The organism is Flavobacterium ginsenosidimutans (genome assembly GCF_037478105.1).
Lineage (GTDB): Bacteria > Bacteroidota > Bacteroidia > Flavobacteriales > Flavobacteriaceae > Flavobacterium > Flavobacterium ginsenosidimutans.
On sequence record NZ_CP147988.1, the window covers coordinates 1,697,221 to 1,711,219 of the forward strand.

At 32.6% G+C, this 13,999-nt stretch carries 14 protein-coding genes; 11 read left to right on the forward strand and 3 right to left on the reverse strand.

The genetic code is table 11. The features are described 5' to 3' along the window. Positions 1-5: 5 nt before the first annotated feature. Complete coding sequence (locus tag V6624_RS07505) at positions 6-983, reverse strand: pyruvate dehydrogenase complex E1 component subunit beta (protein ID WP_008466560.1); 978 nt, start codon at positions 981-983, stop codon at positions 6-8. Between the two features lie 502 nt (positions 984-1,485). Here V6624_RS07505 and V6624_RS07510 point away from each other — a divergent pair. The 4 genes from V6624_RS07510 (at position 1,486) to V6624_RS07525 (ending at position 5,068) form a co-directional block, all read left to right on the forward strand. Further along, positions 1,486-2,232 carry an electron transfer flavoprotein subunit beta/FixA family protein gene (locus tag V6624_RS07510; protein WP_111288282.1) on the forward strand — a complete coding sequence of 249 codons (747 nt, stop codon included), beginning with the start codon at positions 1,486-1,488 and terminating at the stop codon, positions 2,230-2,232. 152 nt (positions 2,233-2,384) lie between these two features. Beyond that, entirely contained in the window at positions 2,385-3,353 is a 969-nt protein-coding gene (locus V6624_RS07515; protein ID WP_338841450.1) for an electron transfer flavoprotein subunit alpha/FixB family protein, read from the forward strand. A 164-nt stretch (positions 3,354-3,517) separates the two neighbouring features. Continuing rightward, a complete protein-coding gene (locus V6624_RS07520) occupies positions 3,518-4,141 on the forward strand; it encodes a bifunctional nuclease family protein (protein ID WP_008466556.1) in 624 nt (207 codons plus the stop codon). 75 nt (positions 4,142-4,216) lie between these two features. Next, a complete protein-coding gene (locus tag V6624_RS07525) occupies positions 4,217-5,068 on the forward strand; it encodes a thymidylate synthase (protein WP_111288286.1) in 852 nt (283 codons plus the stop codon). Between the two features lie 35 nt (positions 5,069-5,103). On the opposite strand, the gene V6624_RS07530 is transcribed toward V6624_RS07525, so the two are convergent. After that, positions 5,104-5,400 carry an isoamylase early set domain-containing protein gene (locus V6624_RS07530; RefSeq protein ID WP_111288288.1) on the reverse strand — a complete coding sequence of 99 codons (297 nt, stop codon included), beginning with the start codon at positions 5,398-5,400 and terminating at the stop codon, positions 5,104-5,106. A gap of 240 nt (positions 5,401-5,640) precedes the next feature. On the opposite strand from V6624_RS07530, the gene V6624_RS07535 reads away from it, so the two are divergent. From V6624_RS07535 to V6624_RS07550, 4 genes are all read left to right on the forward strand, one after another. Then, positions 5,641-5,985: a 2TM domain-containing protein gene (locus V6624_RS07535; RefSeq protein WP_111288290.1), complete on the forward strand. Its 345-nt coding sequence runs from the start codon at positions 5,641-5,643 to the stop codon at positions 5,983-5,985. A 12-nt stretch (positions 5,986-5,997) separates the two neighbouring features. Further along, a complete protein-coding gene (locus tag V6624_RS07540; RefSeq protein WP_111288292.1) occupies positions 5,998-6,480 on the forward strand; it encodes a dihydrofolate reductase in 483 nt (160 codons plus the stop codon). Positions 6,481-7,062: 582 nt separating this feature from the next. Next, the gene (gene ubiE / locus V6624_RS07545) at positions 7,063-7,794 is read left to right on the forward strand and encodes a bifunctional demethylmenaquinone methyltransferase/2-methoxy-6-polyprenyl-1,4-benzoquinol methylase UbiE (protein ID WP_338841452.1); all 732 of its coding nucleotides are present in this window, start codon (positions 7,063-7,065) and stop codon (positions 7,792-7,794) included. 1 nt (position 7,795) lies between these two features. Beyond that, positions 7,796-8,518: a porin family protein gene (locus V6624_RS07550; RefSeq protein WP_111288296.1), complete on the forward strand. Its 723-nt coding sequence runs from the start codon at positions 7,796-7,798 to the stop codon at positions 8,516-8,518. 9 nt (positions 8,519-8,527) lie between these two features. Here V6624_RS07550 and V6624_RS07555 read toward each other — a convergent pair whose 3' ends face one another. Beyond that, positions 8,528-9,256 (reverse strand): RNA methyltransferase, encoded by a 729-nt coding sequence (locus tag V6624_RS07555; protein WP_338841454.1) that lies wholly within the window; start codon positions 9,254-9,256, stop codon positions 8,528-8,530. A 37-nt stretch (positions 9,257-9,293) separates the two neighbouring features. Here V6624_RS07555 and V6624_RS07560 point away from each other — a divergent pair, with 37 nt between their 5' ends. The 3 genes from V6624_RS07560 (at position 9,294) to accD (ending at position 13,943) form a co-directional block, all read left to right on the forward strand. Beyond that, entirely contained in the window at positions 9,294-11,849 is a 2,556-nt protein-coding gene (locus tag V6624_RS07560; protein ID WP_338841455.1) for a BamA/TamA family outer membrane protein, read from the forward strand. A gap of 60 nt (positions 11,850-11,909) precedes the next feature. After that, positions 11,910-12,977, forward strand: coding sequence for a class II fructose-bisphosphate aldolase (gene fbaA / locus V6624_RS07565; RefSeq protein WP_035645669.1), 1,068 nt, complete (start codon positions 11,910-11,912; stop codon positions 12,975-12,977). 111 nt (positions 12,978-13,088) lie between these two features. Continuing rightward, on the forward strand, positions 13,089-13,943 hold the full coding sequence (accD, locus tag V6624_RS07570) for an acetyl-CoA carboxylase, carboxyltransferase subunit beta (RefSeq protein ID WP_026728501.1): 855 nt from the start codon (positions 13,089-13,091) through the stop codon (positions 13,941-13,943). Positions 13,944-13,999: the final 56 nt, after the last annotated feature.

Here is a 13,999-nt window from a genome sequence, read left to right on the forward strand (position 1 = left end):
GTGTATTATTTGTATAATACTTTTTTAACTGCTTTTACTACATCACCTGCATTTGGCAACCAGTCTTTTAATAATACTGGAGAGTAAGGTGCAGGAGTATCTGCAGTTGTAATACGTTGAATTGGCGCATCAAGGAAATCGAATGCCTGTTCTTGAACGATATAAGATATTTCAGAAGAAAGGCTGGCAACTGGCCAAGCTTCCTCAAGAATTACTAAACGATTTGTCTTTTTAACCGATTTTAAGATTGCATCTTTGTCCATTGGACGAACTGTTCTTAAATCGATAATCTCACAAGAGATTCCTTCTTTAGCTAATTCATCAGCAGCGATAAAAGCTTCTTTGATGATTTTTCCAAATGAAACGATAGTTACATCTGTTCCTTCACGTTTAACATCAGCAACACCTAGAGGAATTGTATATTCTCCATCTGGCACTTCACCTTTATCACCGTACATTTGCTCAGACTCCATGAAAATTACTGGATCGTTATCACGAATTGCAGATTTTAAAAGTCCTTTTGCATCATAAGGAGTTGAAGGAACAACAACTTTAAGACCTGGAGTGTTAGCAAACCAGTTTTCTAAAGCTTGTGAGTGAGTAGCTCCTAATTGACCAGCAGAAGCTGTTGGTCCGCGGAAAACGATAGGCACATTAAATTGTCCTCCTGTCATTTGACGCATTTTAGCAGCGTTATTTATAATTTGATCAATACCAACTAAACAGAAGTTGAATGTCATATATTCTACAATAGGACGGTTTCCGTTCATTGCAGAACCTACTGCAATTCCTGAAAAACCAAGCTCAGCAATTGGAGTATCAATTACTCTTTTTTCACCAAACTCAGCAAGCATTCCTTTAGAAGCTTTGTAAGCTCCGTTGTATTCTGCAACCTCTTCTCCCATTAAATATATGGATTCATCGCGACGCATTTCTTCGCTCATCGCTTCACAAATGGCCTCTCTAAATTGTATTGTTCTCATATTTTATATTGTATGTTGAATTTTCTGAAGAGCAAAAATAAATATTTTAAATAACTTAAAAGCAAAAATTGAATTTAAAATCGCATGAACTTCTATCTGTTCTCAGGTTTTAACTTTTTAATCTTTATTGTGATATTAACGAAATCGTTATAACACACCTTAAAACCACATTTATTTTATAAAAATATTTTTTAGACAAACTTTAATCTATTTGTTTAATTCTTATTTCTTCTAAAATCCATTCATCAGAACGTAAAAATGCAAAAATTAGTATTTATAAGACAAAAATTAGTTTATTTACAATCATACATATATTGTAAAATTCCTAACAATCAGACAAAAGGAGGGTTTATTTGTTTTAAAATCTCAATGAAAACCATTCAAAAGCAAGCAATCTGCGAAATCGTAATAGTTTTAAAAAATATTATGCATGCATAGTATAATTATTCCAAATTAAATTCTAAATTTGTAAAAGCATATTATAAATTCAAAATATATACTTATGAAAATACTAGTTTGCATCAGCCATGTGCCTGATACTACTTCAAAAATTAACTTTACCAATGGTGATTCAGAATTTGACACTAATGGCGTACAATATGTAATTAACCCTAACGACGAATTTGGACTTACACGTGCAATCTGGTTCCAAGAACAACAAGGTGCAACTGTAACTGTAGTAAATGTCGGAGGTCCTGATACTGAACCAACTTTACGTAAAGCTTTAGCAATTGGTGCTAACGAAGCAATTCGTGTAAACGCAAATCCAACTGACGGATTTTTCGTTGCAAAACAATTGGCAGAAGTAATTAAAAATGGTGGTTACGATTTAGTAATTGCTGGAAAAGAATCTTTAGATTATAATGGCGGAATGGTTCCTGGAATGATTGCTGGTATTTTAGGTTCAAACTTCTTAAATTCTTGTACAGGTTTAACTGTTGAAGGAAACAACGTAAAAGGAATTCGTGAAATCGACGGTGGAAAAGAAACTGTAAGCACTACTCTTCCATTAATCATTGGAGCACAAAAAGGTCTTGTTGAAGAAAAAGATTTACGTATTCCAAACATGAGAGGTATTATGACTGCAAGAACTAAAGCGCTTACTATTCTTGAGCCAGTTGATGCAGCTGTAAACACTAAAGCAGTGAAATTTGAAAAACCAGCTCCAAAATCGGCAGTAAAATTAGTTTCTGCAGATAATTTAGATGAGTTAATCAATTTATTACACAACGAAGCGAAGGTTATTTAAGATTGTAGAGTTTAGATTTTAGATTGCTGATTGAACACAGCTCTAACATCTTTTCCTCATTCAAATCCAAAATCATTAATCTGAAATAAGAATCATTTTTAGATTTCAATTTTCAAAAATCTGAAATCTAAAATCTAAAATCTAAAATTATTATGTCAATATTAATATATGCAGAATCTGCAGAAGGAAAATTTAAAAAAGTTGCTTTCGAATTAGCTTCTTACGCTAAAAAAGTAGCAGAATCATTAGGAACAACTGTTACAGCTTTAACTGTAAACATTAGCGATGTTAGCGAATTAGGCAAATACGGAGTTGATAAAGTTCTTAAAGTAAGTAACGATAAATTAGCTGGCTTTAATGCAAAAGCTTATGCTGATGTAATTAAACAAGCAGCTGAAAAGGAAGGAACAAAATTAGTTTTGCTTTCTTCTACAACAGATAGTATTTATCTTTCTCCACTAGTTGCGGTAGCTTTAAATGCTGGTTTCGCATCAAATGTTGTTGGATTACCAGTTAGCACTTCTCCTTTCCAAGTAAAAAGAAATGCTTTCTCAAACAAAGCTTTTAACATTACAGAAATCAGTACAGATGTAAAAGTTCTTGGTTTAGCTAAAAACTCTTACGGACTTTTTGAAAGCGCAGGAGCTGCTGCTGCAGAAGATTTTAACCCAACAATTGGAGACAATGATTTTGGTGTAAAAGTAGAATCTGTAGAAAAAGTATCTGGAAAAGTTTCTATCGCTGACGCGGATATCGTAGTTTCTGGCGGACGCGGACTAAAAGGACCAGAAAACTGGGGATTAGTTGAAGATCTTGCTGCTGTTCTTGGCGCTGCAACTGCTTGTTCTAAACCTGTTTCAGATTTAGGTTGGAGACCTCACAGTGAGCACGTTGGACAAACAGGAAAACCAGTTGCAACAAACTTATATATTGCTATCGGTATTTCTGGAGCTATCCAGCATATCGCAGGTATCAACTCATCTAAAGTAAAAGTGGTAATCAATAATGATCCTGAAGCTCCTTTCTTTAAAGTGGCTGATTACGGTGTAGTTGGAGATGCTTTTGAAATTATACCACAACTAACAGAGAAATTAAAAGCTTTCAAAGCTCAGCATTCTTAATTTAAAATTCTCTCTAAAAATATAGCTGCCTAAAAACAAGATAATCGTATCTTTGTTTTAAGGCAGCTTTTTTGTTCCATATTTTTTGATTAAAATTGCACCTTTATTTTCCAATCAAAAAAAGTATTAAAATGCGGTGCTAAGTGCCCGTTTTACAAAGATATATGAGTCTAGTAAAATTATCCATAAAAGGAATTTCATACAGTCAAACTCAAAATGGCGCTTATGCCTTAATTTTGAACGAAGTTGATGGCGAAAGAAAATTACCTATTGTAATTGGTGCTTTTGAAGCGCAGTCAATCGCTATTGCCTTAGAAAAAGAAATAAAACCGCCACGTCCTTTAACTCACGATTTATTCAAAAATTTCGCCGAAAGATTTGATATCGTGGTAAAACAAGTAATTATACACAAACTTGTTGACGGTGTTTTTTACTCTAGCTTAATTTGCGAAAGAGATAAAATCGAAGAAATTATCGATGCTAGAACTTCTGATGCAATTGCACTTGCATTGAGATTCAACGCTCCAATTTTTACCTATAAAAACATTTTGGACAAGGCTGGTATTTATTTAAAATCAAATACTGCAGAAACAGATTCTGGTGCTCAAGAAATTGATGACGTTCTTTCAAATCCAGAAACTTTTGGACATGAAGAAGAAAGCAATCAATCTGGAGACGTTTATGCAAAACATTCTTTACAAGAATTAAATGAACTTTTAGATCAAGCCGTTTCTCAGGAAGATTACGAAAAAGCTGCAAAAATTAGAGACGAAATCTCTAGAAGATAAATATATGTTTAATCGTTAAACCGTTTATTCGTTGAGTCGATTAAACGATTAAAACAATTAACCGAATAAACAATCATGAAACAATACTTAGATTTAGTAAAACACGTTTTAGAAAACGGCAATCAAAAAGGAGACCGAACTGGAACAGGAACAAAAAGTGTTTTTGGTTACCAAATGCGTTTTGATTTAAGTGAAGGTTTCCCAATGGTTACGACCAAAAAATTACATTTAAAATCGATTATTTACGAATTGCTTTGGTTTTTAAAAGGCGATACGAATATAAAATACCTTCAAGAAAACGGAGTAAAAATCTGGGATGAATGGGCTGATTCTAATGGCGATTTAGGGCCAGTTTATGGACATCAATGGCGCAATTGGAACAGTGAAGAAATTGATCAGATTTCTGAATTAATTAAAGAATTAAAGACAAACCCAAATAGCAGAAGAATGCTGGTTTCAGCATGGAACCCTTCGGTTTTGCCAGATACTAAAAAGTCTTTTGAAGAAAATGTTGCTAACAACAAAGCAGCATTACCTCCATGTCATGCCTTTTTTCAATTTTATGTAGCAAGTCCAGATCTTGAAAAAGGAGAAACTAAAGGAAAATTATCTTGCCAATTGTATCAGCGAAGTGCAGATATCTTCTTAGGAGTTCCTTTTAATATTGCTTCTTATGCATTGCTAACTATGATGATTGCACAAGTATGTGATTTAGAACCTGGCGATTTTATTCACACTTTTGGTGATGCCCACATTTACAACAATCATTTTGAGCAATTAGAATTACAACTTTCTAGAGAACCAAAACCATTACCAAAAATGATTTTAAATCCAGAGATTAAAAACATTTTTGATTTTGATTATGGTGATTTCACACTTGTTGACTATGATCCGCATCCTGCTATAAAAGGAAGTGTTGCAGTATAAAAACAAAAAATCCGCTTAATATGAAGCGGATTTTTTTATACAACTAAAACACTGTTTTCACTTCCAGCAAAATCATTCCATTTATAAGAATCAGCTTCCGGGTCATTTACATAAGCCCCATCTACTAGATACTTAAATTCGTATATAGCATCTTTAACCAAGTCATAAGTAGCTTTAAAAGTGCCATTTTTCAATTTACTCAAAGCACCTTCTTCGGCATTCCAATTATTGAAATCTCCAACAACAGAAGCAGAACTTGCATCTTTGGCATCTATCGAAAACGTAACTTTACAAACTGGTTTCGTTTTCACAAATTGTTTCTTTAAAGACATAACTATTTCGTTTTTAGATTTATACACCCTAAAATTAATTAAATTCAACGAAACACTCACTACTCCTCTAGCCGATTTATCATAATAACAAAAAGAGGATATAATTTTCGTTTAATCTGCAATTTAATGCGGTTAAAATTTTGTAATTCAAATTCTTACAATTTTTTAAAGCAAATATTCCACATCCAAAATATTGACTTTCAAAAATAAATTTTAACTTTATAATCTCATTTTTATCTTATGGAAAAAGAAGTACACGAACAATACGAATACGCAAGGCGCCGATTAAGACAAAAAAAGGTTTTATATTTTCATTTTGTTCTTTTCCTTTTAGGAAGTTTATTTTTATTTATTGCCAATAAATTTTTTGGCTTTGGAGAAGGTACAACTCAAAATTGGTGCATCTGGGGTATTACAATCTGGCTTTTCCTTTTTATTCTGCATTTTATAAAAGTGTATATTACTGACCGTTTTATGAATAAAAAATGGGAAAGAGAACAAATTGATAGATTAGTAGCTTTACAGCAAAAAAGAATCAGTCAGCTTGAATCTTCTATTAATGAAGAGAATGAAAATAAAATTTAGTTTAAGCATACCATGATTATAATGATAGCGGCAGCAGCCGAAAATAATGCGCTTGGAAAAAACAATGAATTAGTATGGCATTTGCCAAATGATTTCAAAAGATTTAAATCGCTTACTACAGGTCATCATATTATTATGGGCAGAAAAACTTTCGAAAGTTTTCCGAAACCATTACCTGATCGAGTTCATATTGTAATTTCACGCCAAGAAAATTACAAACCTGAAGGATGTATTGTAGTAGATAGCATTGAAAAAGCAATTGCTATTTGCCCGGAAAATGATGACAGCTATGTTATAGGAGGCGGAGAAATCTACAATCTTGCCCTTCCATTTACTGATATTATTGAATTAACAAAAGTTCACCACACTTTTGATGCAGATGCTTTCTTTCCAAAAATTAATAAAAGTGAATGGCTGTTAGTAGAATCTGAAGAAAATTATAAAGACGAAAAACATCTTTATGATTATACGTATGAAACTTACATTAGAAAATAAATAAAAAACATCCTCTTATTAGGGAGGATGTTTTTAAAACGATTGATTTTTTTTAGACCTGACTCGCTCAAGAAAAAGTGTTTGTTTAAAAATCACAAATGTTAAGAACACTTGTAAAACTGAATAACATTTAATGTTATTTGAGACCTAAATCTCAAAAACGCCTCTAATAACAAATACCACTAAGATATTAAAGGCAGAAAATTAAAATTTCCAAAAACAAATTTAATCCTAAGAACGTACTTTGCACTTTAAAATAGTATTTCCCCCCAAGAACAATACTTTACAAAACTCTTTCATGAACAAATGAATTACCAGCGCAAAAAAAGTAATCATTTGCTTAAGTCATTGGCACTACCAATCATTAAAACTTTAATCATTTTTACTTTAGCAAAGTTGCTCATAAAAGACACGACAGACAATACCAACTTTTAGTGATTTTTACAAAATACCTAGATTTAGGGATGCTTAAAATACCCTCTTTTTTAACTTTAAAATAAATCTTTTAAAACATTTATTTTACAAATTAAAAAACTCAATTACAGTTAAACTAGATTGTTTATATTTGCCTAAATAAAAAAAATGTCTGAAAAAGTAACTCCGTATAAAGACTCTACCTTAGGTAAAAAAGAGCAAGTAACCCAAATGTTTGACACCATTTCTGGGAATTACGATAATTTGAATCGTGTAATTTCATTTGGAATTGACGTTAAATGGCGTAAAAAAGTATTGAAAATTGTATCAGACAAAAAACCAAAAGTTATTCTTGATATTGCAACAGGAACTGGAGATTTAGCAATTTTACTTTCTCAAACCAATGCTGAAAAAATTATTGGATTGGATATTTCAGCAGGAATGCTAGAAGTTGGAAAAAAGAAAGTAGAAGAAAAAAAGCTTTCAAATGTTATTGAGTTAGTTTTAGGCGATTCTGAAAATATGCCTTTCGAGGACAATTATTTTGACGCAATCACAGTTGGATTTGGTGTTAGAAATTTTGAAAATCTTGAAAAAGGTTTTGCAGAAATCTTGAGAGTTCTAAAGCCAAATGGTGTTTTTGTTATCTTAGAAACTTCTGTTCCAGATAAATTCCCTTACAAACAAGGTTATAATTTCTACAGCAAAAATATACTTCCATTAATTGGTAAATTATTTTCTAAAGATAATGACGCGTACGGCTATTTATCTGAATCAGCTGCCTCTTTTCCTTATGGAGAAGCTCTGAACAATATTTTGAGAAAAACTGGGTTTATAGATGTTGTGGCAATGCCTCAAACTTTTGGTGTCGCAACGATTTATTCTGCATCTAAAAAATAGTATGAAAAAAGCTGTAATCTTATTTTTATTAGTCTTAGCGGCAAAAGGGCACGCACAATTTGCTAAAAATATGTTTAGTAAAGATCCTATTATTAACCTTGAAAACTGGCAAAAGCAGCGTATTTACTTTGGCTATTATCTTGGCTTTAATAGTTTTGACTTTAAATTTGATTACAAAACTCCTGTACAGCAAGATATTCAGGTAAAAAAAACTACGGGTTTTAATGTAGGTGTCGTAGCCGATTTAAGACTGCAGGAATATATCAACCTTCGTTTTGAACCAGGATTGTATTATACTAAACGTGATCTTTATTTTCCTGGCGTAGGAAGTTCAGAAACCGACTATTTAAGAGAAGTAAACAGTACTTATATTCACTTCCCTTTATTATTAAAATTTTCTGCCTTACGCACAGGAAACATCCGCCCTTACTTGGTTGGTGGCATGTCTACTACTTTGAATTTATCGAGCAATGCAAAATCTCAAGACGATAACTGGCAGCAAAAATTCAGAGTGAAACAATGGACTGCAGCTTATGAAGTAGGTTTTGGAATTGATATCTTTACTGAATATTTTATTTTTTCTCCTTCTGTTAGAGGTATGTTTGGTATTACAGATGAATTAATTCGCGATAACGTAACGCCAGAACACCCTGTTAGTCCTTATACAGATAACATTGATTCAATGAAATCGAGAGCTATTTTAATAAATTTCACTTTTCATTAAAACAAAATCTCAACTATTTCGTTTAAATTCACTAAGAATAATTGCTGTTGCGGTAGCTACATTTAAACTTTCGGTTTTTTGAAGCTCTCCAAATCTAGGAATTGTAAGACGGCTGGTTACAGTTTTTTCAATCTCTTCTGAAATACCATTGGCTTCATTACCCATAATAATGATACCATCGTTTGGTAATTTGGATTGATAAATATTTTCCCCGTCCATAAAAGTTCCAAAAACTGGCAGTTTAGTTTGAGCAAGGAAAAGTTTTAAATCAACATAACTTACATTTACTCTGGTAATTGAACCCATTGTCGCTTGTACTACTTTTGGGTTGTAAATATCTACTGTTTCTTTAGAACAGATTACCTGCTTTATACCAAACCAATCGCATAGACGTAAAATAGTCCCTAGATTTCCTGGGTCTCTAATATCGTCTAAAGCTAAAATTAAACCCGAATCGATTATTTTCTTTTCGGCTGGAATTTTAAAAACTGCCAAACAAGAATTTGGAGTCGACAAAGCGCTTATTTTTTTCAGTTCTTGTTCGTTAATAAGAGTTCGTTTTGAAGCGTGAACCGCCTCGAAATCATTTAATGTAGTGTATAAATGTTCTAATTCAAAATTGGATTGCAGCAATTCTTGAATTACTTTTACTCCTTCAGCAAAAAATAATTGATTAGCAAAACGCTGCTTTTTTTGATGTAAACTTGAGATAAGCTTTATTTGGTTTTTACTAACCATAAAATAATGTACTTTTGAATTAAATATTAAAAAACACTTGAAAAATAATTCCACAAAAATAATAGCATTTCTTCTAATAGCAATATTAATTTGCGCTTGTAATGCCGTAAAAAGAGTTCCCGATGGAAAAAGTCTTCTTGTAAAAAATAATATTTTAGTTAACGGAAAATCAACAAATGATGAAACTGCTTCTAATCAAATGTACCAAAAACCAAATGGTAAATTATTGGGTTATAAGCTTCGTTTAAATTTATACAATTTAGCCAATTTAAATCCGGATTCTACTTATCAGGCAAAATTCAAAAATAATCCTGGAAAGTATGAACGAATGTCCAAAATATTTTCTGCAAAACAAGTAGATCGCCTTGGACAGTCTTTTTACTATAAAGGAATTCACGAATTTTTGAAAAATACCGGTGAACCGCCTGTAATTATTGATACTTCAAAAACCAGAAAATCATTATTGCGCTTAAAATACTATTATTTTAATAATGGCTATTTTAATGTTCAAACCGATTATACTATTGATACGGTTGGAAAAAAGAGAGCTGCAATTAATTATAATATCACCACAGGGCCAGCTTACAAAATAGATACTATTAGAACTAAAATAATGACTCCTGCATTAGATTCATTATATAGAACTAATAGCGAACCTTCTTTATTAAAATCTGGAAATCAATACAAAACTACTGATTTTGAAGAGGAAAAAAACCGTATTACAACTTATTTTAGAAATCATGGTGCTTATTATTTTCAGCCTACTTATGTAACTTTTGACATTGATACCATTGGCAAAAAGGCGAAAGCAGATGTTACTTTGATTATAAACAATAATACAATACAAGAAAGAGATTCTAGTCGTACAGAACCTTTTAAATTATATACGATCAGCGATGTAAATATTTACACTGATTATTCTGCTGCAAATTCTAAGAAAAAACCAACTGATAGTGTTTCATACAACAACTTTAATTTATACAGTTACAAAACACTAAAATACAAACCACGAGCTATAACCGATGCTATTTTTATTACTAAAGGAGGCACTTATGCCGATTTTAGAACAACTCTTTCTTCACGATATTTAAACAATTTAAGAATCTTCAACTATCCTTCTATACAATATGAAGTAGACAAAAGAGATTCTACAGCGCAATCACTTATTGCGAATGTTTATTTAACGCCAAGAAAAAAATACAGTTTTGGAGCTACGCTTGACTTGACACATTCTAATATTCAGGATTTCGGAATTGGTGCCAGTGTTTCTGAAACCATTCGAAATGTATTTAACCGTGCCGAAACTCTCGAAATTTCAGCTCGTTTAAACGTGGGTTCTTCTAGAGATATGGCAAATCCAAACAATAATTTTTTCAATGTTTCTGAATATGGTTTAGATTTAAAACTGAATTTTCCAAGAATCTTGCTGCCTTTTGGAACAGAGAAAATTATTCCAAAAAGTATGATTCCTTATACCTCAATAACTTCAGGTTTTTCTAAACAGCGAAATATTGGTTTGGATAAAGAAAACTTTACAGGAGGTATTTCATATAACTGGACTCCAAAACGCCATAATACAGCGAAACTAGAACTATTAAATGCGCAATTTGTTCGTAACTTAAATCCAGACAATTACTTTAATGTCTATACATCTTCTTATGATGACTTGAATGGAATTGCACAAAATTACAACCAAGTACCTACGAACGTTGATGAGCATGGAAACTTAATTGTACCAACAGGAACAACAGGATTTACTAATAATGTTTTAACAGGTCAAACGGCTTTAACGCCTACTGATACACAATATCAAGAAGTTGAAAGTATTGAAGAGAGAAGGGTTCGTCTGACTGAAAATGATTTCATTCTAGCAACCAGTTATTCTTTTACCAAAACAACTAAAAAAGATTTGGCCGATAATAATTTCTACCAATTTAGAACAAAAATAGAATCGGCAGGTACATTATTATCTGTAGTTTCGGAACTCGGAAATCTTCAAAAAAATTCTAAAGGAAATTACGAAATCTTCAACCTAGAATATTCAGAATATGTTAAAACTGAATTTGATTATATCAAACACTGGGATTTTGGGAAAGAAAAAGTTTTAGCGGTTAGAAGCTTTTTGGGAATTGCAATTCCGTTTGGAAATTCAAATTATATTCCGTTTTCACGAAGTTATTATGGAGGAGGTTCCAACGATAATCGTGCTTGGCAACCTTATGCTTTAGGACCTGGAAGCACAAATGCGGTAAACGACTTTAATGAGGCCAATATGAAAATTGCTGCGAGTGCAGAATTTCGTTTCAAAGTTTTTGGAGATGTAAAAGGAGCTTTCTTTGCAGATGCCGGAAATATCTGGAATGTACTCGATAATGTCATCGATCCGAAAGCAAGATTTGACAACTTAAACGATTTAGGAGAAATTGCTTTGGGTACAGGATTTGGTTTAAGATACGATTTAAGCTTTTTTGTTGTTCGTTTAGATTTAGGCTTTAAGACCTATAATCCAGCGCATGAGAAAGGTGATCGATGGTTTAAAGAATACAATTTTGGACACTCTGTTTTAAATTTTGGTATAAATTATCCATTCTAATGCTAATTAATTCTTATTTTTGCAACCTAAAAACTAAAAACAACTATAAAAAAAATTACAATGGCACACAATATCAAACCCGGAGTAGCTACAGGAGATCAAGTTCAAGAGATTTTTAACTATGCGAAAGAAAAAGGATTTGCATTACCTGCAGTAAACGTTACAGGATCTAGCACAATCAATGGAGTTCTAGAAACTGCAGCTAAATTAAATGCACCGGTTATCATTCAATTTTCTAACGGAGGAGCACAATTCAACGCTGGAAAAGGATTATCAAATGCAGGTGAAAAAGCAGCAATCGCAGGAGGAATCGCGGGAGCAAAACACATTCATACATTAGCAGAAGCTTACGGAGCAACCGTAATTTTACATACAGACCACTGTGCAAAAAAACTTTTGCCTTGGATTGATGGTTTATTAGATGCATCTGAGAAACACTTCGCAGAAACAGGAAAACCATTATTCAGTTCTCACATGATCGATTTGTCTGAGGAGCCAATCGAAGAAAACATCGAGATCTGTAAAGAATATTTAGCTAGAATGAGCAAAATGGGTATGACATTAGAAATCGAACTTGGTATTACAGGTGGTGAAGAAGATGGTGTTGACAACTCTGATGTTGATAGCTCAAAATTATACACTCAACCAGAAGAAGTAGCTTACGCTTACGAAGAATTATCTAAAGTGAGCCCTAAATTTACAATTGCAGCTGCTTTTGGAAACGTTCACGGTGTTTACAAACCAGGAAACGTAAAATTAACTCCAAAAATCTTAAAAAATTCTCAGGATTTCGTACAAAACAAATTCAACACAGGACACAATCCAGTTGATTTCGTTTTCCACGGAGGTTCAGGTTCTACACTTGAAGAAATTAGAGAAGGAATTAGCTACGGAGTTATCAAAATGAATATCGATACAGATTTACAATTTGCATACACTGAAGGAATCCGTGATTATATGGTTAAAAACCTTGACTATTTAAAATCACAAATTGGTAATCCAGAAGGTGCTGATGCTCCAAACAAAAAATATTACGATCCAAGAAGATGGGTTCGTGAAAGCGAAGTAACATTCAATGCAAGACTTGAACAAGCTTTTGCAGATTTAAATAACGTAAACACACTTTAAATTTTAGATTTTTGAATTTAGATTTCAGATTTCTAATGAAGCCTGAAATTTAAATTTTGAATTCAGATTGAAAAATCTAAAATTTAAAATCTACATTCTAAAATTAAAAAAATGGCTTGGTTTAAAAGACAAGAAAAAGGGATTACGACCGCGACAGAAGATAAGATGGACGTTCCGAAAGGATTGTGGTACAAATCTCCTACTGGAAAAATTATTGATGCTGACGAATTAGCGAGAAATTTATTCGTAAGCCCTGAAGATGATTTTCACGTTCGAATTGGAAGCGCAACCTATTTTGAAATTTTATTCGACAACAACGAATTTGTTGAGTTAGATAAAAACATGACATCTAAAGATCCTTTGCATTTTGTGGATACAAAAAAATATGCAGAAAGATTAAAAGATGTAATGGAAAAAACTCATCTTAAAGACGCTGTACGTACGGGAGTAGGAAAATCTAAAGGAAGAGAACTTGTAATTTGCTGTATGGATTTTGCATTCATCGGTGGATCTATGGGAGCTGTAGTAGGTGAAAAAATTGCGAGAGGTATTGATCACGCTATTAAAAACAAACTTCCATTTGTAATGATTTCTAAATCTGGTGGAGCTCGTATGATGGAAGCTGCTTATTCTTTAATGCAATTAGCAAAAACTTCTGTAAAATTAGCTCAATTAGCTGAAGCTAAATTACCTTACATCTCTCTTTGTACAGATCCAACAACTGGAGGAACAACAGCATCATACGCTATGTTAGGAGACATCAACATCTCTGAGCCAGGCGCTTTGATTGGTTTTGCTGGTCCGCGTGTTGTACGTGACACTACAGGAAAAGATTTACCAGAAGGTTTCCAAACTGCTGAGTTCTTATTAGAACACGGTTTCTTAGACTTTATCACGCCTAGAAAAGAATTGAAAGATAAGATCAACTTATACATCGATTTGATTCAAAACAATGATATCAGATAGTTTTAAAACTACTTAAAATAGAAAATCCCAAGAAATTGCTTCTTGGGATTTTTTTT

What these genes read in the sequence shown, in the direction of transcription:
- V6624_RS07505 (WP_008466560.1), bottom strand. Translation starts at nt 983, where the DNA reads ATGAGAACAATACAATTTAGAGAGGCCATTTGTGAAGCGATGAGCGAA.
- V6624_RS07510 (WP_111288282.1), top strand. Translation starts at nt 1,486, where the DNA reads ATGAAAATACTAGTTTGCATCAGCCATGTGCCTGATACTACTTCAAAA.
- V6624_RS07515 (WP_338841450.1), top strand. Translation starts at nt 2,385, where the DNA reads ATGTCAATATTAATATATGCAGAATCTGCAGAAGGAAAATTTAAAAAA.
- V6624_RS07520 (WP_008466556.1), top strand. Translation starts at nt 3,518, where the DNA reads ATGAGTCTAGTAAAATTATCCATAAAAGGAATTTCATACAGTCAAACT.
- V6624_RS07525 (WP_111288286.1), top strand. Translation starts at nt 4,217, where the DNA reads ATGAAACAATACTTAGATTTAGTAAAACACGTTTTAGAAAACGGCAAT.
- V6624_RS07530 (WP_111288288.1), bottom strand. Translation starts at nt 5,400, where the DNA reads ATGTCTTTAAAGAAACAATTTGTGAAAACGAAACCAGTTTGTAAAGTT.
- V6624_RS07535 (WP_111288290.1), top strand. Translation starts at nt 5,641, where the DNA reads ATGGAAAAAGAAGTACACGAACAATACGAATACGCAAGGCGCCGATTA.
- V6624_RS07540 (WP_111288292.1), top strand. Translation starts at nt 5,998, where the DNA reads ATGATTATAATGATAGCGGCAGCAGCCGAAAATAATGCGCTTGGAAAA.
- ubiE (WP_338841452.1), top strand. Translation starts at nt 7,063, where the DNA reads ATGTCTGAAAAAGTAACTCCGTATAAAGACTCTACCTTAGGTAAAAAA.
- V6624_RS07550 (WP_111288296.1), top strand. Translation starts at nt 7,796, where the DNA reads ATGAAAAAAGCTGTAATCTTATTTTTATTAGTCTTAGCGGCAAAAGGG.
- V6624_RS07555 (WP_338841454.1), bottom strand. Translation starts at nt 9,256, where the DNA reads ATGGTTAGTAAAAACCAAATAAAGCTTATCTCAAGTTTACATCAAAAA.
- fbaA (WP_035645669.1), top strand. Translation starts at nt 11,910, where the DNA reads ATGGCACACAATATCAAACCCGGAGTAGCTACAGGAGATCAAGTTCAA.
- accD (WP_026728501.1), top strand. Translation starts at nt 13,089, where the DNA reads ATGGCTTGGTTTAAAAGACAAGAAAAAGGGATTACGACCGCGACAGAA.